This window comes from Pseudonocardia broussonetiae (assembly GCF_013155125.1).
Lineage (GTDB): Bacteria > Actinomycetota > Actinomycetes > Mycobacteriales > Pseudonocardiaceae > Pseudonocardia > Pseudonocardia broussonetiae.
Genome location: NZ_CP053564.1, coordinates 6,669,337 through 6,690,476, shown reverse-complemented (window position 1 = coordinate 6,690,476; position 21,140 = coordinate 6,669,337). Strand labels below are relative to the sequence as shown.

General features: G+C 72.7%; 16 protein-coding genes. 11 read left to right on the top strand and 5 right to left on the bottom strand.

The genetic code is table 11. From position 1 onward, the window contains the following. Positions 1-57 precede the first annotated feature (57 nt). Positions 58-1,941: a molecular chaperone HtpG gene (gene htpG / locus HOP40_RS32250; RefSeq protein WP_172166674.1), complete on the top strand. Its 1,884-nt coding sequence runs from the start codon at positions 58-60 to the stop codon at positions 1,939-1,941. A gap of 9 nt (positions 1,942-1,950) precedes the next feature. Here htpG and HOP40_RS32245 read toward each other — a convergent pair whose 3' ends face one another. Genes HOP40_RS32245 through HOP40_RS32235 form a run of 3 tightly spaced genes read right to left on the bottom strand, consistent with a single transcriptional unit; the run spans position 1,951 to position 4,156 of the window. Then, positions 1,951-2,214: a hypothetical protein gene (locus HOP40_RS32245; protein ID WP_172166672.1), complete on the bottom strand. Its 264-nt coding sequence runs from the start codon at positions 2,212-2,214 to the stop codon at positions 1,951-1,953. Continuing rightward, complete coding sequence (locus HOP40_RS32240) at positions 2,211-2,651, bottom strand: universal stress protein (RefSeq protein ID WP_172166670.1); 441 nt, start codon at positions 2,649-2,651, stop codon at positions 2,211-2,213. Before HOP40_RS32240 ends, HOP40_RS32245 begins: the two co-directional genes overlap by 4 nt. A gap of 5 nt (positions 2,652-2,656) precedes the next feature. Further along, positions 2,657-4,156 (bottom strand): APC family permease, encoded by a 1,500-nt coding sequence (locus HOP40_RS32235; protein WP_172166668.1) that lies wholly within the window; start codon positions 4,154-4,156, stop codon positions 2,657-2,659. A 59-nt stretch (positions 4,157-4,215) separates the two neighbouring features. Between HOP40_RS32235 and HOP40_RS32230 the strand changes: the two genes are divergently transcribed. The 4 genes from HOP40_RS32230 (at position 4,216) to HOP40_RS32215 (ending at position 7,641) form a co-directional block, all read left to right on the top strand. Next, positions 4,216-5,424 carry a saccharopine dehydrogenase family protein gene (locus tag HOP40_RS32230; RefSeq protein ID WP_172166665.1) on the top strand — a complete coding sequence of 403 codons (1,209 nt, stop codon included), beginning with the start codon at positions 4,216-4,218 and terminating at the stop codon, positions 5,422-5,424. A 151-nt stretch (positions 5,425-5,575) separates the two neighbouring features. Continuing rightward, positions 5,576-6,262, top strand: coding sequence for a hypothetical protein (locus tag HOP40_RS32225; protein WP_172166663.1), 687 nt, complete (start codon positions 5,576-5,578; stop codon positions 6,260-6,262). Between the two features lie 52 nt (positions 6,263-6,314). After that, entirely contained in the window at positions 6,315-6,968 is a 654-nt protein-coding gene (locus tag HOP40_RS32220) for a DUF4383 domain-containing protein (RefSeq protein WP_172166661.1), read from the top strand. 67 nt (positions 6,969-7,035) lie between these two features. Continuing rightward, a complete protein-coding gene (locus HOP40_RS32215; protein WP_172166659.1) occupies positions 7,036-7,641 on the top strand; it encodes a dihydrofolate reductase family protein in 606 nt (201 codons plus the stop codon). A 21-nt stretch (positions 7,642-7,662) separates the two neighbouring features. On the opposite strand, the gene HOP40_RS32210 is transcribed toward HOP40_RS32215, so the two are convergent. Further along, positions 7,663-9,516, bottom strand: coding sequence for a primary-amine oxidase (locus HOP40_RS32210; RefSeq protein ID WP_205346995.1), 1,854 nt, complete (start codon positions 9,514-9,516; stop codon positions 7,663-7,665). Positions 9,517-9,598: 82 nt separating this feature from the next. On the opposite strand from HOP40_RS32210, the gene HOP40_RS32205 reads away from it, so the two are divergent. Genes HOP40_RS32205 through HOP40_RS32195 form a run of 3 tightly spaced genes read left to right on the top strand, consistent with a single transcriptional unit; the run spans position 9,599 to position 11,043 of the window. Continuing rightward, positions 9,599-10,030 (top strand): SRPBCC domain-containing protein, encoded by a 432-nt coding sequence (locus HOP40_RS32205; RefSeq protein ID WP_172166656.1) that lies wholly within the window; start codon positions 9,599-9,601, stop codon positions 10,028-10,030. Then, the gene (locus HOP40_RS32200; RefSeq protein ID WP_172166654.1) at positions 10,020-10,379 is read left to right on the top strand and encodes an ArsR/SmtB family transcription factor; all 360 of its coding nucleotides are present in this window, start codon (positions 10,020-10,022) and stop codon (positions 10,377-10,379) included. The genes HOP40_RS32205 and HOP40_RS32200 overlap by 11 nt, the downstream gene beginning before the upstream one ends. Next, positions 10,372-11,043 (top strand): DUF899 domain-containing protein, encoded by a 672-nt coding sequence (locus HOP40_RS32195; RefSeq protein WP_240157395.1) that lies wholly within the window; start codon positions 10,372-10,374, stop codon positions 11,041-11,043. Before HOP40_RS32200 ends, HOP40_RS32195 begins: the two co-directional genes overlap by 8 nt. Here HOP40_RS32195 and HOP40_RS32190 read toward each other — a convergent pair. Then, entirely contained in the window at positions 11,040-11,642 is a 603-nt protein-coding gene (locus HOP40_RS32190; protein ID WP_172166652.1) for a hypothetical protein, read from the bottom strand. The two genes, HOP40_RS32195 and HOP40_RS32190, sit on opposite strands and share 4 nt — an antisense overlap. A gap of 298 nt (positions 11,643-11,940) precedes the next feature. On the opposite strand from HOP40_RS32190, the gene HOP40_RS32185 reads away from it, so the two are divergent. The 3 genes from HOP40_RS32185 to HOP40_RS32175 all read left to right on the top strand — a co-directional run bounded on the left by HOP40_RS32185 (position 11,941) and on the right by HOP40_RS32175 (position 21,136). Beyond that, positions 11,941-14,787 (top strand): helicase-related protein, encoded by a 2,847-nt coding sequence (locus tag HOP40_RS32185; protein ID WP_240157394.1) that lies wholly within the window; start codon positions 11,941-11,943, stop codon positions 14,785-14,787. A 74-nt stretch (positions 14,788-14,861) separates the two neighbouring features. Continuing rightward, positions 14,862-19,553 carry an Eco57I restriction-modification methylase domain-containing protein gene (locus tag HOP40_RS32180; RefSeq protein WP_205346994.1) on the top strand — a complete coding sequence of 1,564 codons (4,692 nt, stop codon included), beginning with the start codon at positions 14,862-14,864 and terminating at the stop codon, positions 19,551-19,553. Then, positions 19,550-21,136, top strand: a complete 1,587-nt coding sequence (locus HOP40_RS32175; protein WP_172166648.1) for a 3'-5' exonuclease — start codon at positions 19,550-19,552, stop codon at positions 21,134-21,136. Before HOP40_RS32180 ends, HOP40_RS32175 begins: the two co-directional genes overlap by 4 nt. Positions 21,137-21,140: the final 4 nt, after the last annotated feature.

Genomic DNA, 21,140 nt, shown 5'->3' with positions numbered 1-21,140 from the left:
GAGATGCACGGGAAGGCAGCCTGATCCCGGCTGCGCCGCGCTGGATATCGTGGAGCGATGACGACCGAGACGATCGAGTTCCAGGCGGAGGCCCGTCAGCTGATGCAGCTGATGATCCACTCGATCTATTCGAACAAGGACGTCTTCCTCCGGGAGCTGGTCTCGAACGCCTCCGACGCGCTCGACAAGCTGCGCCTGGCCTCGTACCAGACCGCGTTCGACGGGTCTGGGGACCTGGAGGTCGACGTCTCCGACCTGCACGTCACCGTGCGGACCGACCCGGAGGCGCGCACCCTCACCGTCGCCGACAACGGCATCGGCATGAGCCGCGACGACGTCGTGGGCCTGATCGGCACGATCGCCCGCTCCGGCAGCGCCGAGGTGCTCGCGCAGCTGCGGAAGGCGAAGGAGGCGGGCGGCCCGTCCGAGGAGGCGTCGGCGGAGCTGATCGGCCAGTTCGGCGTCGGCTTCTACTCCAGCTTCATGGTCGCCGACCGCGTCGAGATGGTCACGCGCCGGGCCGGGCAGTCCGCGGGCGTGCACTGGGAGTCGGCGGGGGAGGGCACGTACACGATCGCCGAGGCCCCGGACGCCGAGCAGGGCACGACGATCACGCTGCACCTCAAGCCCGTCGACGTCGAGGACGGCCTGCACGACTACGCCGACGACGCCGTCGTCCGCCGGCTGATCACCCGCTACTCCGACTTCATCACCTGGCCCATCCGGATGGGCGACGAGGTCGTCAACTCCCGCAAGGCGCTGTGGTCGCGCCCGCAGAGCGACGTGAGCGAGGAGGAGTACACCGAGTTCTACCGGCACGTCAGCCACGACTGGCAGGACCCGCTGGAGACGATCCGGCTCTCCGCGGAGGGCACGTTCGAGTACCAGGCGCTGCTGTTCCTGCCCTCGCACGCGCCGATGGACCTCTTCATGCGCGACGCCCGCCGCGGCGTGCAGCTCTACGTCAAGCGCGTCTTCATCATGGACGACTGCGAGGCGCTCGTCCCCGAGTACCTGCGGTTCGTCAAGGGCGTCGTCGACGCGGCCGACCTCTCGCTCAACGTCTCCCGCGAGATCCTGCAGCAGGACCGCCAGATCCAGCTGATCCGCAAGCGCCTGGTCAAGAAGGTCCTGTCGACGGTGCGCACGATGCTCGACACCGTGCCGGAGAAGTACGCCACCTTCTGGTCCGAGCTCGGCCGCGCCGTCAAGGAGGGCCTGATCTCCGACCACGACAACCGGCAGGCGATCCTCGAGATCTGCTCCTTCCCGACCACGCACGACCCCGAGAAGCCCACGACGCTGCGCGACTACGTCGCCCGGATGCCGGAGGGCCAGGACGCCGTCTACTACATGACCGGCGACTCGCGGGCCGCGCTCGAGGGCTCCCCGCACATGGAGGCGTTCCGCGCCAAGGGCTTCGAGGTGCTGCTGCTGACCGACCCCGTCGACGAGGTCTGGGTCGAGACGGTCCCGGAGTTCGACGGCAGGCCGCTCGCCTCGATCGCGAAGGGCGACGTCGACCTCGGCGGCGACGAGATCGACGAGGAGACGAAGCAGGGGTTCGAGGGGCTGCTGACCTGGCTCGGGGAGGCGCTGGCCGAGGACGTCAAGGAGGTGCGCCTGTCGCACCGGCTCACGACGTCGGCGGCGTGCCTGGTCGGCGACCCCGGCGACCTCACCCCGACGCTGGAGAAGATGTACCGCGCGATGGGACAGGAGCCGCCGAAGGTCAAGCGGATCCTGGAGCTCAACCCGCAGAGCCCGCTGGTCACCGGGCTGGCCCGGTCCTACGACCAGCGCGGCGACGACGAGGAGCTGCGCGGCATCGCCCGCCTGCTGCACGGCACGGCGCTGCTGGCCGAGGGCGGCGAGCTGCCCGAGCCCGCCGCGTTCGCCGCCGCCCTGTCGGCGCAGCTGGAGAAGGCGCTGCAGGCCTAGCGACCCGTTCTAGCGGCCCTGCCGGGTCCCGCCGTCCTGCTCGGGCGGCGGGACCCGGTCGGACCGCGTCATGACCGTCGGCGGGTCGACCTGCGCGCGGGCGCTGTCGATCGGCTCGGTCTGGCGGCGCGGTGCCGGCGGCCGGGGCGGAGGGGGCGGCGGTGCCTGCCGCGCGCGGCGGCGCCGGGCGTCGAGCACCAGCGCGACGGCGGCGACGGCCAGCACCACCAGCACGCCGATCACCAGGACCAGCACCGCGGCCGGGCCGATCACGACGCGTCCGGTGCGGTGGCCGGAACGCAGAGCACCGGGCGGGCCGAGATCTGCAGCAGCTTGTGCGACACCGAGCCCAGCAGCGCGCCGCGCAGCGGGCTCTCGTTCCAGGTGCCGACGACGATGACGAGCGCGTCGTGCTCGTCGGCGGCGGCGATCAGGGCCGGGGCGGGACGGGAGTCGACGACCTCCACCAGCACCCGCACGCCGGCGGCCTCCGCGGCCGCGACGGCCGGCGCGGCGACCTGCTCGTCCATGTCGTCGAGGGCCTCGCGGGCCTGGCCGGCCTCCTCGCCGACCACGTTCGGCGGCGCGATCCCGTGCACCAGCACCAGCAGGACGTCGAAGCTGCCGGCCAGCTCGATCGCGATGTCGAGGGCCCGCCTCGCCCCGGGGGACCGGTCGTAGCCCAGGACGATGCTCTTCCCACTCGCCACGTGCCTCAGCCCTTCTCGAGGTCCGGCGCCACGCCGGGCCGTTCCTGCCAGAACCGTGCGTCGTGCAGGCGCCAGCCGATCATGAAGACGATACCGACCAGGAAGATCCCGACCCCGATCACGAGCGGCGGGCCGAAGCCGAACCAGGACGTGCCCGACGAGCTCGCCTCGGGGTCGTTGAGGTCGGTGACCGACAGGACCAGCAGGTAGAGCAGCAGCGCGGAGCCGACGAGCGGGCCGATGCCGATGAGGACCAGGTTGGACGCGCTGCGCAGCAGCTGCTTGCGGTAGTAGACCGCGCACGCGATGCCGGTGAGCGAGTAGTAGAAGGCGATCAGCAGCGACAGCGCGGTGAGCGAGTCGAACAGCGCGTTCTCGCTGATCAGGTAGATGAGGACGTACCAGCCGATGGCGATGGCCGCGACCGTCCACGTCGACACGTCGGGGGTGCGGAACCGGGGGTGGATGTGCGCGAGCCGCCGGGGCAGCGCCGCCCGCCGCGCCATCGACAGCCCCGTGCGCGAGGCCGGGATGATCGTGGTCTGGGTGGAGGCGAGCGCGGCGGTGGCCACCGAGAGCAGCAGCACCCAGTCCCAGCCGCCCAGCACCTGCTCGCCGAGCAGCGCGAAGATCAGCTCGGCCTGGTCCTGGTTCTCGGCGAGGAACCCGGTGCCCGCGAACGCCACCACGGCGTAGGCGACGGCCAGGTAGGTGGCCAGCAGGACGACTGTGGAGACGATCGCGGCGCGGCCCGGCGTCGACGCCGAGTCGGTGGTCTCCTCGGTGAGGTTCACCGCCGACTCCCAGCCCCAGTAGGCGAACACGCCGAGCAGCAGGCCCGCCGTCAGCGCCGCGCCGCCCTCGGCGAACGGGTTGAGCCAGGAGACGGAGGGCGTCTCGGCGTCGAACGGGGTGTCGCCGGTGGCCGCCCGCACCAGCGCCACCGCGGCGAACACCAGCAGCGAGAGCACCTGCACCAGGATCAGCACGTTCTGGAACCGCGCCGAGATCTCGGTGCCGAGCACGCAGAGCGCCGTCATCGCCAGCACGACGACCACGACGATCGGGATGACGACGGCGTTGTTGCTCGCCAGGTCGTCGAGGTTGAGCGTGAGCAGCGAGAAACGGACGGCCGTGTCGGCGAGCGAGCCCGTGACGAGCACGCCCGTCATCGCGATCGACCAGCCGCCGATCCACCCGAGCCAGGGCCCCATCGCCCGCGTGACCCAGGAGAACGTCGTCCCGCAGTCCTGGTCGACCCTGTTGAGGTAGTAGAACGCCGACGCGATGAGCAGCATCGGCACGAACGACGCCAGCAGCACGCCGGGCGCGTACACCCCGACGAGCGCGACGACCGGCCCGATGATCGCCGCCAGCGAGTACGCCGGTGAGGTCGACGCCAGGCCGATCACCAGCGCGTCGACGAAGGAGATCGCGCCCGGCCTGAGCTGCGCCTCGGCGGCCGTCGACGTGCCGGCCCCGTGTTCCCGCGCCTCGCTGGTCATGCGCAATTATTCGCAGGTCGCAGCGTTCACCCACAAGGGTCAGACGGTTACGTTGTCGTATGCGGATCCTGGTGGTGGGTGCCGGTGGCGTCGGCGGTTCGGTCGCGGCCATCGCGGCGCGCCGGGGGTTCGTCGAGCTGCTGGTCGTGGCCGACTTCGACGCCGGGCGCGCGCGGGCGGTGGTCGACACCGTCGCCGACCCCCGGTTCGTCGCCGCGCGCGTCGACGCCTCCGACGAGGCCGCCGTCGCCGCGCTGATCGCCGAGCACGGGGTGGCGGCGCTGCTCAACGCCACCGACCCCCGGTTCGTCATGCCGCTGTTCCGGGCGTGCCTCGCGGCCGGGGTCACCTACCTGGACATGGCGATGTCGATGTCGCTGCCGCACGCGACCGCGCCCTACACGCAGCCCGGGGTGAAGCTGGGCGACGAGCAGTTCGCGCTCGACGACGCGTTCCGCGGGGCGGGGGTGCTCGCGCTCGTCGGGATGGGCGTGGAGCCCGGCCTGTCCGACGTCTTCGCGCGCTTCGCCGCCGACCACCTGTTCTCCGTGATCGACGAGCTCGGCGTGCGCGACGGCTCGGACCTGCGCGTCGAGGGCCGGGGCTTCGCGCCGCCGTTCTCGATCTGGACGCTGATCGAGGAGTGCCTCAACCCGCCCGTCGTGTGGGAGCGCGAGCGCGGCTGGTTCACCACCGAGCCGTTCAGCGGGGCCGAGGTGTTCGACTTCCCGGAGGGCATCGGGCCGCTGGAGTGCGTCAACGTGGAGCACGAGGAGGTGCTCCTCATGCCGCGCTGGGTCGACGCGAAGCGCGTGACGTTCAAGTACGGCCTGGGGGAGAAGGTCATCGACGTGCTGCGGACGCTGCACGAGCTCGGCCTGTCGTCGACGGTGCCGGTGCGGGTCGGCGACGTGTCGGTGTCGCCGCGCGAGGTCGTGGCCGCGTGCCTGCCCGACCCCGCCGGGCTCGGCCCCACGATGACCGGGCGGACCTGCGCGGGCGTGTGGGTCAGCGGCGTCGGGGTCGACGGGGAGCCGCGGGAGGTCTACCTCTACCACGTGGTCGACAACGCCTGGTCGATGCGCGAGTACGGGTGCCAGGCGGTGGTGTGGCAGACCGCGGTGAACCCCGTCGTCGCGCTGGAGCTGCTGGCCACCGGGGTGTGGTCGGGGCGGGGGGTGCTCGGGCCGGAGGCGTTCGACGCGGTCCCGTTCCTCGACCTGCTCACCGCCTACGGCTCGCCCTGGGGGCTGCGCGAGGGCGGCTGACGCGCTTCCTTCCCGCGAGTCGGGGTGTGGCTGCGCGTGTGTCGGGGTGGTGCTGGCACCACTCCGATCCGCCCGGTGGCGTCCTGGGGGCGGGGCCTCTCGCGCGGAGATCCTGGTGCCCGATCAGGACCCCCTACGGAGGAGACACCCGGTGACCACCCAGACCGCCGACGCCGCCGTCCGCACCGTCCCCGCCCGCCGCACCCCGTGGCCCTACGCCGGGATCGCGTCCGGTCTCGCCGCGGGCGCGTCCACCTTCTTCCTGGCCCAGGCCCCGGAGACGTTCGACGGCCCGCCGGAGCCCACGACGGAGTTCCTGCTCGCGAACCTCGCCGAGCCCGCCACCGTGCAGCTCGGCGGGACGCTCGCCCTCGTCGGGCTGGCGGCGTCGCTGGTGTTCCTGCTCGGCCTCACCCGCTTCCACGCCCGGCACTCCCGGCGCGGCGGGCTCGTCGAGGCGCTGCGCTGGACGTCGATCGCGTTCCTCGCCGCCGGCGCCGTCGGCGTCCTGCTGCGCTACGTCGCGGCGAGCGGGGTCCCCGGCGGCACCGACTCCGCGTTCTACACGCCGGAGGCGGCGGTCACGCTCGGGGTGCTGGCCGACCAGGCCGGGTTCGGGGCGTTCCTGCCGGGGCTGGCCGTGATGGCGGTCGTCGGGCTGCTCGCCGTGCGCGACCGCGTGCTGCCCCTGGGCGTCGGCATCGTCGCGCTGGTGCTCGCCGCCGCCTCGACCGCCGCCACCGTCGTGCTCGGCCTGCCCTACAGCGCCGGCCTGGTGTGGCCGCTGTTCGCCCTGGTCGTCGGGGTCGCCGGGCTGGCGTCGCGCCGGGCGGGGTGAGCCGGGGCGGGGTCGAGTGGCGCTCGGCCCCGTCCGGTCGCACCCTGAGGACATGAACAACCTCTGGCGCGATTCGACCCGACGCCTGGACGCGGTGCACCGCATCGGCGCCGTCGTGTTCGGCCTCGGTCTCTGGGTGTTCGGGGGCCTCGGTCTCGCGGACGGCCTGCCGCTGTTCTCCACCGCCGGGCAGCCGGTGCTGGGGCTCTCGTCGAACGGCCTGCTGTCGTGGGTGTCGCTCGTGGTCGGTGCGGTGCTCGTCGCCGGTGGGATCCGCGGCGGGCGCACGGCGTCGACGATCCTCACCGTCGTCGGCGCCGCGTTCCTGCTCTCCGGCGTCGCCAACGTGCTCGTGCTCGACGGCCCGCTCAACCTGCTGGCGTTCCGGATGTCGAACGTCGTGTTCAGCCTGGTCTCCGGGGGCCTGCTGCTGATCCTCGGCTCGTACGGCCGGTTCACCGGCCGGCTGCCCGAGGACAACCCCTACGCCGACGGCAGCCGGACGACCGACGCCGACGGCGTGCCCGAGCCGGTGCGGATCGAGGACGTCGCCACCTCCCGCGCGGCCGTGGAGATGGCCGAGGCCGAGCGCGCCGACGCCCGGCGCACGGCCACCCCGGCGCAGCGCTCGGCGCTCGACGCGGTGCGCCGCACCCGCCGCCCCGAGGACCGGCTGCGCGGCTGGCGCGAGGAGTACACCGACTGACCGATGAGTCCGCCCGGTGCCCGGCGTCCCCCTGGAAACGACACCGACGACCCACCGGGAGCCGGCAATGGGCCTCATCCACCTCGCGCTGTTCGCCACCCTCGACCTCGTCGGGCAGGCGCCCGGCGGGCCGGAGGAGGACCCCGACGGCTTCCCGTTCGGCGGCTGGCAGGCCCCGCTGATCGACGACGAGGCCGGGGCGCAGATCGCCGCCTCCTACGAGGGCACCGACGCCCTCCTGCTCGGTCGGCGGACCTACGACATCTTCGCGGCGCACTGGCCCCACCAGGACGACGCCTTCGGGGACCTGTTCAACGCCGTCCCGAAGTACGTGGCCTCCCGCGGAACGCCCGACCTGTCGTGGGCCGGCTCGACGCAGCTCGGCCCGGACCTGCCCGCCGCGGTGCGCGAGGTGCGCGACCGCCACGAGCACGTGAAGGTCGTCGGCAGCCTCGACCTGGTGCAGACGCTGCTGCGCGAGGGTCTGGCCGACCGCCTCGACCTGTGGCTGCACCCCGTCCTGCTCGGCGTCGGCAAGAAGGTGTTCGACGGCGGCGTGGTGCCCGCGGGCACCACGCTCCTCGCGCCGCCGGCGACGACCGGGAAGGGCGTCGTGCACCTGCACTACGGGATCACCGGCGGCGTGCCCGCGACCGGGGACATGACCCGCTGAGCAGGGTCGACCGCGCCGGGGTCAGTGCGACGGCGCCACGTCCAGCGCGGGGTTGGCGTCGAAGAAGCCGGTCGGCTTGAGCCAGAAGCTCACGGTGTCGGCGGGCATCACCGGCCAGTCCTCGACGCGCGGCACGTGGTGGATGCCGAAGACGTACCAGAGCACGACGTCGGCCTCGGTCACCGGACGCCCGGCGGCCGTCCAGACCGGCAGCCCCTCGTCGACCTCGGACTGGTTGACGAACTCCCCGCTCGGCCACCGCTCGTCGGGCGCGTACGGGGTGACCCACAGCTGGTGCGCGAGCACCCCGGCGCGGCGCAGCAGCGGGGCGGCCGGGTCGAGCATCGGCGGGATCGCCGCGCCCGGCACCAGCTTGTAGGCCGTCGGGGCGCCGTGGGCGTTGCGCCGCCGCGGGTTCGTGATCTTCCAGGCGCGCTGGCTCGCCCAGTCGACGTCGAGGCCGCCCTCGACGGTGACCGGCGTGGAGCGCTGCACGAGCGCCAGCCCGTCGGGGTTGTCGGGGCCCATCGGCGGCGCCTCGGTCTGCGTCTGCACCACCGTGTTCGTCGGCCCGTCGACGTCCATGTCCAGACGCGCGACGATGAAGTGCTGGTGGATCGGGGCGTAGGTGTCGCGGTCGACGACCACCCCGTACGGCGGCGCCTCGCCGGTGAACGGCGTCGTCACCATGATCCCGGTGGCGCGCACCTCGCACTCGATCGAGCCGTCCTCGTAGAGGCGCCAGTAGACGAGGTACTCGTAGTTGGCGACGGTCACGTGCGTCGAGACGACCATGCGGCGCATCCGCCGGACCTGCGCGCCCGCCTGCCCGTCGACGTGCTTCCAGAGGATCCCGTTGTCCTCCTCGTGCAGGCAGATCGCGTGCGGGATCTCCACCGGCTCGCCCGCGGTGTCGTGCAGGACGGCGTCGAGGTAGCGGATCTCGCCGAGGCAGTCGCAGCCCAGCTCCAGCGACGTCGTCATGAAGCCCAGGCCCCACTCGCCGATGTCGAAGGCGGTGCGGTCGGCGTGCTGCGGGGTGGGGTCGCGGTAGGGGACGACCATCTCGGCGAACGACAGGCGGTGCGCGATCGGCCGGAGCTCGTCGCCGTCCTGCCAGCCGACCTCGTGCAGCACCAGGCCCTCGCGGTGCGTGAACCCGATCCGCAGCCGCCAGCTCTGCCAGCTCAGCGCATGGCCGTCGAGGGTGAACGAGACGCCCTCGGGCTGGGTGATCTCCAGCGGCCTCCGGTCGGTGCGGGCCGCGTAGCCGGGGACGTGCGCGGGGTCGTACTCGCCCTGGACCTCGGGGAACCCGGGCCGCGCGGTGTCCTGGACCTCCAGCAGCTCCATCGTGTTGAGGTCGACGACGAGCTTCAGCCCGGCCACGGGGTGGGCGTACGGGTTCGCGCCCGGCGCCGCGCGCAGCCACACGTCGCACCAGCCGAGGCGCCGGCCGCGGTGCGCGTCGGGGATGCGGTGGCCGCCGTAGGTCCAGACGTCGATGAGCGTCAGCGACGGGTCGGTGATGCCGCGCTCGGCCAGTGCCGCGACGACGTCGGGGTGCGCGCGCATGGCCTCGTCGCACTCGTGCCACTCGTCGACGGTGGCGTTCGGTTGCTGCCCCGGACGGGCCTCCCAGTCCGTGAGGGCGTCGGTGGTGAGGTCGAGCAGGGCGACGTGCGCGGTGCCCCCGGCGGTGTCCCAGACGACGGCGCGGGCCTCGCGGTGGCCCGGCGCGGCCCCCTTCACCGGCTCGCGCAGCTCGATGCCCGCGATGCGCCAGCCCGGGCGCTCGACGCCCTTCTCCCGGCGCAGCAGCGCGGCGACCTGGCGGAACTCGTCGGCGGACAGCGGGTCCAGGGGGTGCGTCACGGTCGGATCCTCGCACGCCTTGACGCAACTCGTCGGTTGCCATAGTGTCGCAATCGTTCAGTTGCTACTCAAGGAGGCAGACATGGGGTTCCCCGACCGGATCGAGCGGACCGTCGAGATCGCCCGCCCGCCCGCCGACGTGTGGGCCGCGCTCACCACCGCCGACGGCCTGGCCGCGTGGTTCGGCGAGACGGCCACGATCGACCTGCGCCCGGGCGGCGCGGCGGAGATGTCCTGGAGCAGCGGCGACGTCGCGCGGATGCGGGTCGAGCGCGTCGAGGAGCCGTCGGTGTTCGCCTTCACCTGGCACATCAACGGCCTGCCCGAGGACGACCCGCGCCGCACCTACGTCGAGTTCACGCTGGAGGAGACCGGGCCGGGCACGCGGCTGACGGTGGTCGAGTCCGGGTTCGGGCAGCTGCCCGACGACGCGCACGCGAAGGCCTTCGGCGGCAACACCGAGGGCTGGGCGAGCGAGCTGGGCGAGCTGGTCGCCCACCTCGGTGCCGCCTGACCCCGCGGCGGGGGACGGGGACGTCGAGGCCGTCGCCGAGCAGGTGTTCGTCGCCCTCGCCGACCCCACCCGCCGCGCCGTGCTGGCGGCGCTCGCCTCCGGCGGCCCGGCCACGGCCACCGACCTGGCCGGCCGCCTGCCCATCACCCGGCAGGCGATCGCCAAGCACCTGGCCCTGCTCGCGGACGCGGGGCTCGTCACCGCCGAGCCGGGGGAGCGGCGCCGCGTGCGCTACCGGCTCCGCTCGGCCCCGATGCAGGTGGCGCAGCAGTTCCTCGCCGCGCTGGCCCGCGACTGGGACGGCCCGCTCGACCGACTCACCCACCACCTCGGAGGACCCCGTGACTGACACCCTGCCCGCCCACCCGGTCGTCGACGCCGCCGAGTGGGACGCCGCGAGGCGCGCGCTGCTCGTGCAGGAGAAGGAGCTCACCCGCGCCCGCGACGCCATGGCGGCGCGGCGGCGCCGGATGCCGTGGACGCCCGTCGAGCGGGAGTACGCGTTCGACGGCCCCGACGGACGGGTGAGCCTGCCCGACCTGTTCGACGGCCGACGCCAGCTGATCGTCTACCGCGCGTTCCTCGAGCCCGGGGTGCACGGCTGGCCCGACCACGCCTGCCGCGGCTGCTCGCTGGTGGCCGACCAGGTCGCGCACGTCGCCCACCTGCACGCCCGCGACACGACCCTGGTCTTCGCCTCCCGCGCCCCGCAGCCCGACATCGCCCGGGTGAAGGAGCGGATGGGTTGGACGATGCCCTGGTTCACGATGACCGACGGGTTCGACGCCGACTTCGGCGTCGACCAGTGGCACGGCACCAACGCCTTCCTGCGCGACGGCGACCGCGTCTACCGGACGTACTTCGTCGACAACCGCGGTGACGAGGCGATGGGCGGGACGTGGAGCTACCTCGACATCACCGCCCTGGGCCGGCAGGAGTCGTGGGAGGACTCGCCCGAGGGCTACCCCCAGTCCCCGCCGTACGCGTGGTGGAACTGGCACGACGCCTACTAGCCCACCAGGGCGGCCGCGTGCCCGGCCTTCACCTCGACGTCGCGGTTGACGGAGTCCATCGCCTCGCCGGGCACGATCTCGCAGCCCATCGCGGCCGCGTTCATCACCCGGACCATGCCGACGAGGTGCGCCAGCCGCACCTCGTCGCGGTCGACGGGCTGCTGCCCGCCGACGGCGAGGTCGATGATCCGGTCGACCCACAGCGCCTCGCCGTGCATCCCGGCGTCCTCCAGGACCGAGCGCAGCCGCTCGGCCAAGCGCCGCGGCGGGAGGTCCTGCCAGGTCGCGAGGGTGGCGGCGTCGGCGGGGAAGAGGCGGTCGCGGTCGCGGAAGTAGATCAACTCCAGCGCGTGGGCGTGCGCGTAGGCGCAGTAGGTGCAGCCGTTGAGCAGCGAGTACGCGACGCACGCCAGGTGCGTGCGCACCGGCCCGAGCACCCGCAGGGTCACCAGGTAGCGGGGCATGTTCGCCGCGAACCACCGCAGCGCCCCCGCTGCCCCCCGCTCCCGCACGATCGTCGGGATCATGCGCGGGGAGCAGTCCCACATCCACCGGCACAGCCCCTGGAGCGCACCGGTCACGAGGTCGTTCGCTGACATCCGAGCTCCTCACGCCGGGTAACGACGTTATCACTCCGCCGGGGAGCGGGTCACGTTTCGGCGTCGCCGGCAGGGTTCGTGCTACCGAAACCGATCGCGCCGAGTACGACGCGGTTGCCGGATGTGGCGCTGGAGCCAGGGCAGGCGGTGCTGGTGGGACGGCTGTGGGCGCCGTCGGGAGGACATCCGCTCTCTGTTCACGCGGATCGACAACGGGATGCCGGTGAGCTGCCCTCCCTGTGTGCTCGCCCCGTACCCGCCCACTAACGTGCGGTGCTCAGCGACGACGGGGGACCGGGTGCAGGGGGCGTTCGCGGCGGGCGGCGTAGTGGTCGTCCGCGACGAGGAGTGGATCGTCTCGGCCTGCGACCGGGTCGGCGGCGGCTGGCGAGTCCGCTGCCTGGGCAGCTCAGAGCTGGTGCGCGGAGTGTCGGCCACCTTTTACAGCGCGCTCGACGACATCGCACCCCTCGACCCGGCCGACGCCGAGCTGGTGCGCGACGACTCCCCGCAGTTCCGGCGCAGCCGGTTGTGGGTGGAGGCGGTGCTGCGCAAGACTCCGGTGCCGCTGCACGAGCCGGGGCTGACGGTGAGCCGCGACATGCTGCTCGACCCCCTGGACTTCCAGCGTCAGGCCGTCGCCGAGGCGCTCGATCCGGCTAGATTGCGGCCGCGGCTGTTGATCGCCGACGCGGTGGGGCTGGGGAAGACCCTGGAGATCGGGATGATCCTCGCCGAGCTGGCCCGCCGCGGCCGCGCGGAGCGGGTCCTCGTGGTCACGCCGCGGCACGTGCTGGAGCAGATGCAGTACGAGCTGTGGACGCGCTTCGGGATCCCACTCGTGCGCCTCGACTCCGACGGGATCGCCCAGGTCCGGCGCCGGCTCCCGGCGAGCCGCAACCCGTTCACCTACTTCCCGAAGGTGATCGTCTCGATCGACACGCTCAAGTCGGCGCGCTACCGCTCGCACCTGGAGAAGCACCTATGGGACGCCGTCGTGATCGACGAGTCGCACAACCTCACCAACCCCGGCACGCAGAACAACAAGCTGGCCCGGATCCTGGCGCAGAGGACCGAGGCGCTCATCCTGGCCTCGGCCACCCCGCACAACGGGAAGGCGGAGTCGTTTGCCGAGTTGATCGGCCTGCTCGACCCCACTGCGATCGTCGACCCCGAGCACTACGAGATGCGCGACATCGCCCACTTGTTCATCCGCCGGCACCGGCACTCCCCGGACGTCGACCGCGAGGTCGGCCACAAGTGGGCGAAGCGCCCCGAACCGCAGGTGCTGGCTGTGCCGGCGAGCCCGGCGGAGGACGCGGTGGCGACCGAGCTGTCGCAGGTGTGGCTGCATCCCGAAGGTGAGTCGCCGGTGGCCGGCGCCGGCCGCAGGCTGTTCCCCTGGACGCTGGCGAAGGCATTCCTGTCCTCGCCCGAGGCGCTGGCCGAGACGGTGGCGAACCGGACCAAGACGCTGGCGTCGAGCGGTGAGCTCCACACCCCCGAGGGCACGGCGCTGACCCGGCTGGCCGAGCTGGTCGAGGGTGCGCTCGGCGGTGGCTGCGCGAAGCTCGACGCGCTGGTGGAGCACCTCGGCGCGATCGGCGTCGGGCGCGGGAAGGAGACGCGGGTGGTGCTGTTCAGCGAGCGCGTCGCGACCCTGAAGTGGCTGCGCCGGGAGCTGCCCTCCCGGCTGCGGATGCCGGACGACGCGTTCGCGGTGCTGCACGGCGGTCTGATCGACAAGGAGCAGCACGCGGTCGTCGACGCCTTCCAGCGCTCGGCCACCCCGGTGCGGGTCCTGATCACCGGTGACGTCGCCAGCGAGGGCGTCAACCTGCACAAGCAGTGCAGCCGGCTCGTGCACGTCGACATCCCGTGGAGCCTGATCCGGATCGAGCAGCGCAACGGCCGCATCGACCGCTACGGGCAGCTGGAGGAGCCGCAGATCACCGCGCTCGCTCTGACGACGTCCGACGAGCGGTTCTCCGGAGACGTCCGCGTGCTCGCCCGCCTCCTGGCCAAGGAGCACACCGCGCACACCGCGCTCGGCGACGCCGCATCGCTGATGCGTCTGCACGACGTGGGCGCCGAGGAGGAGGCCGTGCGCCGGGCACTGGCCGAGGGCCGCCCGATCGACGAGGTCGCTCCGGATCCCGCGCCCGACGGCGACGTCGCCGGGAGCTTCGACGCCTTCTTCGACGCCCTGGGCGAGGACGTGGTGGACGCGCCTGCGGAGGCGGCGCAGCTCGGGCTGTTCGACCGCCAGGTCGACTTCCTGCGCGAGGCCCTGCACGAGGCGTGCCCCGACCCGGCCGCGAGCGTCCGCAGCGGGGGAGTGGGGTGGACCGAGCACCCGGCAGAGCAGCTGGTGGAGCTCGTGCCGCCGCCCGACCTGATGGCCCGGCTGAAGGTGCTGCCGCAGAGCTACCTCACCCAGCGCCAGGTCCGCGAGAAGCTGCTGCTGGCCGTCACCCCGGAGGCCGGCACCGAGTCGCTGCGCCGCGCGACGCAGGGCACGGCCGCGGGTGACCAGACCACGCAGTGGCCGCTCGCGCACTTCCTGTCCCCGCTGCATCCCGTGCTCGACTGGGCGGTCGACCGCGCGCTGAGCCGGCTCGGCCGCAACCAGGTGCCGGTGGCCACCGCCGCCGTCGACGCCCCGACCGCGCTGGTGCTCGGCACGTTGACCAACGGCCGGGGGCAGGTTGTGCTGCGCGCCCTGGTCGGCATGGAGTTCTTCGCGCCGGGAGTGGCGCCGATGGTGCACCCGGACGCCGTCGACGTGCTGGCGCGCGCCGGGTTCCGCACGGGCGCGGTGAACGCCAACGCCTCCCTCGACCTCGAGGTCCACCGGCCGCTGGTGCCCGCCGCGGTGACGCAGATGCGCCAGTACATGTCCTCGCTCGCCACCGAGCGCGCATCGACGATGGGGGAGCCGTTGCAGGCCGCCGCACAGCGGATCGACGCGTGGCGCCGCGCGTCGCAGGCCCGGGCCGACGGGATGAGCGCCCAGCGGGCCACGGCTCTGCGCCGGCGGATCGACCGCCACGGCGACGCCTCGGCCGAGCTCGTGGTGTCCCTGAACGCCCGGGCCGAACCGATGGTGCGGGTCCTGCTTCTGCTCCTCCCGGAGGGATCGTGACGCGTTTCGACTCGATCGTGGTCGGCAACGACCTCGTCTCCGAGCACTGGCTCGCCGAGCAGTTCCCGGCCACCGTGCGCGCGCTGCGTGCGGACTGGAAGGACCGCGAGGAGCACACCAAGGCCACCCCGCGGTCCGGGCTGACCGGGCTGGGGGCGAAGTTCGGCTCGCTGCTGGTCCAGGCGCGGGAGCAGAGGTCGGAGAAGCTGCTCAGAACGCTGCACGACGCCGTCCGGCAGGCGCTGCAGCTCGACGGCCCTGAGGTCGAGGTCGGAGAGCTCGCGGTGCCGGCGGTGGTGCGCGGTGAAGGGCTGCTGGTGCTCCAGGCCCGCGACGCGATGACCGTCGAGGACGTACTGGACGGCGACGGCGCCGGGCACCTGCTCGGCCCGGCCACGGTCGACGGCAAGCCGGAGACCACCACCTCCCGGGTGCTCTCGGCACTCTTCGGCGCCGAGACGCCGCCTGCGCTGGTGGTGGTCACGGCCGGGGCATGGGTGCTGTTGGCCGAGCGGTCGAGCTGGCCGGAGGGTCGTTGGCTCGCCGTCGACCTCGCCACCGCGCTGGAGCGGCACGACACCCGGGCGGCGGGGGAGCTGGAAACGATCGCGGCGCTCGTGTCGGCTGACGCCCTCCTGCCCCGCGACGACGGTTCCGTCCTGCTGCTGACCCTGCTCGAGGAGTCGGTCAAGCACGCCGTCGGCGTCTCGAAGGACCTCCGCGGCGGGGTGCGGGAGTCGATCGAGCTGCTGGCCACCGATGTGCTGCGCCGACGCGCCGAGCTGGGCCTGCCGTCCGACGTGGACGGGCTCGCGCCCGACCTCACCCGCCAGTCGCTGCGCTTCCTCTACCGCATCCTGTTCCTGCTCTACGCCGAGGCGCGCCCCGAGCTGGGGGTGCTGCCCGTCGGCACCAGCGAGTACGCCGAGGGCTACGGCCTCGACCGGCTGCGCGAGTTGGTGCTGACCGACCTCACCAGCGACGCCGCCGAGCGCGGCACCCACCTCTACGACTCCCTGCGCATCCTGTTCCGGCTGGTCAACGACGGCTACCCGCCGGAGACGCTGGGCGCCGACGGGGTGATCTCCCCTGCCGACGGCCCGGCCGACGCGCCGTCCGCCGGCGCGGACGACGGCGGCGAGCTGCGCTTCGAGGCCCTGCGCGCCGACCTGTTCTCGGCCGACGCCACCGCGCTGATCGACGAGGTCGGCCTCGGCAACCGCTGCCTGCAGCAGGTGCTGGCCCGGTTGCTGCTCTCCCCGGAGCGCCGCGGCCGCGACCGCGGCTTCGTCTCCTACGCCCAGCTCGGCATCAACCAGCTCGGTGCGGTGTACGAGGGCCTGATGTCCTACACCGGATCGATCGCCACCCGGCACCTGGTCGAGGTCGCCCGCGACGGCGACCCGTCCAAGGGCAGCTGGGTGGTGCCGGAGGAGGACACCCGCGAGTTCGACCCGCGCTGGTTCGTGGAACGGGTCGATCCGGAGACCGACGTGTCGGCCCGCGTCCGCTACGCCCCCGGCGACTTCGTCTACCGGCTCTCGGGCCGCGATCGCCAGCGCAGCGCCTCCTACTACACCCCCGAGGTCCTCACTCGCTGCGTCGTCACCCACTCGCTCGCCGAGCTGTTCACCGACGACACCCCGGCCGCCGACGTCCTCGACGTCCGCGTCTGCGAGCCCGCCCTGGGTTCCGGCGCGTTCCTCGTGGAGGCGGTCGACCAGCTCGCCGACCAGTACCTGACGCGGCGCCAGCGCGAGCTGGGGGATCGCATCGACCCCGAGGACGTGTCTGCCCAGAAGCAGCGCGTGAAGGCCTACATCGCGCTGCACAACTGCTACGGCGTGGATCTCAACTCCACCGCCGTGGAGCTGGCGGAGATCACCCTGTGGCTCGACGCCATGCACCCCGGCCTGCGCGCACCCTGGTTCGGGCTGCATCTCCGCCGCGGCAACTCGCTGATCGGCGCCCGCCGCGAGACCTGGACCCCCGCCGACATCGCAAAGGGCGGCTGGCTCACCACCGTGCCGACGCCCCGCCCGCTCGGCTCCGCGGTGTCGCCCTACGAGGTGCACCACTTCCTGCTCCCTGCCGCCGGGTGGGGCGCGGTGGCCGACACGAAGGAGGCGAAGGAGGGCCGACCTGCGGCCACCGACACGCTGAAGAAGTGGCGCCGCTCGAACAAGACTGCGCTGAGCAAGACCGAGCTGGCCCGGCTCCAGGCGCTCGGGCAGCGGGTGGAGACCCTGTGGACGCTCGCCCAGCGCCGCCTGGAGGTGGCCGAACGGGAGATCCGCCGCGACATCCCGATCTGGGGCGCTGCCGACCTGCCCTCGGGCACCGGCGCCGTGCAACGCGAGCAGATCGAGGCCAGCCTCACCGACCCCGCGAGCGCCTACCGCCGGCTGCGCCGGGTGATGGACGCCTGGGCGGCGCTGTGGTTCTGGCCGGTCACCACCTCCGTCGCCCTCCCGACGCGGGCGCAGTGGATCGACGCCTGCGAGATGCTGCTCGGGGTGCGCAGCAAGGCCGAGGCCAAGCTCGGCCGGGGCCTGTTCGCCGACGCCGCCACCTGGCCGGAGCTCGACGACGCCGAGCAGTCCGAGATCAGCTTCACGACCATGCGCCCGGTCGACGAGGTGCTCGCCGCGCACCCGTGGCTCGGGGTGTGCGCCGGGATCGCGGAGCGGGAGGGGTTCTTCCACTGGGAGTTCGACTTCGCCCCCGTCTTCGCCGAACGCGGGGGCTTCGATCTCCAGCTCGGCAACCCGCCCTGGGTGCGGCCGGACTGGGACGACAACCTGGTCCTGGCCGAGGACGACGCGTGGTTCGGGTTGGCCGACAAGCCGGGCGTCACCGAGGTGCGGGAGCGGCGTGAGCAGGTGCTCGACGACGGGGACGTGCGGTACCTCGACGAGCGCGCATCGCTCGCGGGCACGAGCGCGCACCTGGGCAGCGCTGTCGACCGGCCCGTTCTGGCTGGGCTGCGGCCCGACTTGTACCGCTGCTTCATGGACCGCACCTGGCGCAGCATGGGTGACGGCGGGATTGTCGGGCTGATCCATCCGGAGTCGCATTTCACCGAAGCGGCGGCGGGGAGGTTGAGGCGGCACACCTACAGTCGTTTGCGACGCCATTGGCAGTTCCGCAACGAGCGAAAGCTGTTCGAGATCGGCAATACCCGGGAGTTCGGGTTGCACGTGTACGCGGCTCCGGGTGATCCTGACTTTCTCAACGCTGCCGCGCTGTATGTTCCCGAAACGATCGACCGGTCCTTCCATCATGACGGCAGTGGCCCGGAGCCAGGCATCAAGGATGACGAAGACCGATGGGACGCTAGACCACACGCGGCGCGGCTGGTGTCGGTCAATTGCGAAGTGCTTGCGACCTGGGCTGCCCTCATCGAAGAGCCAGGAACTCCGGCGATCGAGGCACGCATGTTGCGTCCCATCACCGCGGCGAGTCAACAGGTGCTCGACAAGCTCGCGGGAGCGCCGCGATTCGCTACATCACGCTTCGACTGGGCTTCAGGTTGGAACGAGGCAACCGATAGGACCGCTGGCTTCTTTATCAGTGGCTCTGCCGTGCCCCCGTCGCTCGACGATGTGATCATTCAGGGCCCTCATCTAAGCGTTGCCAACCCGTTCTATCAGAATCCACCAGCTACCTACCGGACCTTCAAGGACTATCGGGCTGTCGACCTGGAGGAACTGCGAGAGCTGGTCATCCCGCGCACTAACTACCAGCGCGCCAAGCCGACCCCGGACTACATCGCCGGTTACCCGCGGTGGGGCGGCGTCCCGGCGAACCGATTCTGGCGTGTGGCCTGGCGGCGCATGGCTGACTCCTCAACGGTTCGCACGCTGCATGCCGCGCTGATTCCGCCTGGGCCAATGCATGTTCACCCCGTGCTCACTCTCACCGCCGATTCCTTGGATCTTGCTGTCGCCGCCGGCATGTGGGCGTCCCTGCCGGTCGACTTTTTTGCGAAGGTTGGCGGCTCGTCAGAGATGAACACGTCGGTCGTCCGGCGCTTCCCCCACCCCCGCGACCACGTCCTTGTCCCCGACCTGATCCTCCGGGCCCTGCGCCTGAACTGCCTGACCGCCGACTACGCCCCGCTGTGGGAGGAGCTGTTCGACCCGTCCTGGCAGCTCGACCAGTGGACCCGCGACCTACCGGCCGTTCCGCTGCACGAGGTGGGGCCACGCTGGACCATGCAGACCCCGCTTCGCCGCGACGCGGAACGCCGGCAGGCGCTGGTGGAGATCGACGCGTTGGCCGCGGTGATGCTGGGAATCACCGCAGAGGAACTGTGCGCGATCTACCGCACCCAGTTCGGGGTGCTGCGCAAGTACGAGCGGGTGATGCAGCACGACCGCAACGGCCGTCAGGTGCCCAAGGACGTTCTGAAGGTCGCGAATCAGCGCGGGGCCGACCTGGGCCGCTACGAACTCCCGTTCACCCCGGTCGACCGGGAGGCGGAGATGACTGAGGCCCACGAGCGGTTCACCGCCCGCATGCGGATGCGGGAGGCCGCGCACGAGGGCTTCGACACCGGCGACCCGGACCTCACCGCCGAGATCCTGCGGCAGTCCCGCGCCACCGGCTACAGCCCCGGGTTCCTGCACCGCGTCAACGACGGCAGCGGGTTCCGGATGGTGGAGCCGACGCCGGACACCTCGCCCGAGGCGATGGCGGTGCTGCGGGCCGAGGGCGTCGACGCCTGGCGCGCGTTCGCGGCCCGGCAGGGGGAGCCGCGGTGACCTCATCGGTGCAGGACCTGCACCGCCGGGCGTCGGCGGGGTTGGGGGACCGGCCGGGCACCGTCCTGCTGGCCGCCGACGGGCCGGACCGTCCCGACCTGCTGCTCATCGACCGGGCCGTGGGCCTGCTCGCGATCGAGTTCGACCCGCACGGCCACAGCGCCACGGACCGGGCGCCGTTCGTGCGTCTCAACCGCAAGCGGGCCGAGCTGCGGGCCGCCCTCGGCGGGCTGGCCGACGCCGGGGTGGGGGGGGCCGTCGTGCTGGGCGCGGCGACGGGACCGTTCCCGGTGCAGCCGGCGAGCGCCGTGCTCGGCCTCCCCGAGCTGGACGACGCGGCGTGGCCGGACCGCCTTCCGCCCCGCCCGCTCGACGAGGAGACCTTCCGGGCGATCGTGGACCGGCTCGCCCCGTCGATCGTGTTCACCCGCCGGGGCCGCACCAGCTCCCACGACCCCGGCTCCGTGGCCCGCGCCGACCTGCGCCTACAGCTCGACGCCGCACAGGCGGCCGTCGCGCTCGCTGCGGTCCGCGACGTCGCCGTAGTGACCGGGCCGCCGGGCAGCGGGAAGACGCTGCTCCTCGCCGCCCGCGCCCGGCAGCTCGCCACCGCGCACCCGGGGTGGACCGTCGCGGTCGTCATGTACAACAAGTCGCTCATGCACTACGTGAACGACCTCATCGGTGTTCCGTCCGTGCTGGTCGGCACCGTCGGACGGATCGCGCACCATCTCGGGCTGTGGGTCGACTTCGCCGGCGGGCCCGCGGCGGCAGCCGCGCTCACCGCGGTACGGGCCCGCCGCCTCCCGCCGGTGCTCGACGCGCTGCTCGTCGACGAGGCCCAGGACCTCGACCCGGCGTGGCTGCACACCCTGATGGACGCCGTCCGGCCCGGCCGCGGGGGCACCGTGATCGTCGCGGACCCGGCGCAGGGTCTCTACCGTGACGTCGACCTCGACGGGGCGCTGCGCGGCCGGGACGTCGCCCGGCACGTCCTCATCCGGCCCTACCGCAGTACCCGGCCGATCCTGCGGGCCGCCCAGGCCCTCGCCCCGGCCGGGCCGGGCATCCCGTCCGCCGGGGCGCCGGACGGGGAACCCGTCGACCTCGTCTGGGCGGCCTCCTGGGACGAACAGGCCGCCTGCGTGGCGGCCGAGGTCCAGGCGATGATCGCGGACGGCCACCGGCGGCCCGCCGATATCGCGGTGCTCGTCACCAAGATCGGCGGCACGCTGAAGCGGCTGCGCCTGGCGCTCGACGAGCGGCAGGTCGCGTACGCCGTCGTCGATCGCGACAACTCCGCGACCTACACGCCGGGCGCCGACGCCGTCACGTTGCTGACCGTGCACTCCGGGAAGGGCCACGAGTTCCCCGTCGTGGTGCTGTTCGGCCTGGAGGCCGTGCCCGACGGTCGGGGTGACGCCGAGGCCGCGCGCAAGGCCCGCGTCGGCTACGTCGGCGTGACCCGCGCCCGCGACCAGCTCCTGATCACCTACACACGCACGAACCCGCACGTGGCGAACCTGCTCGACCTCGGTGACGACGTCCGTCGCTGGACCTGGCCCGACGACTACGAGGTGTGAACCG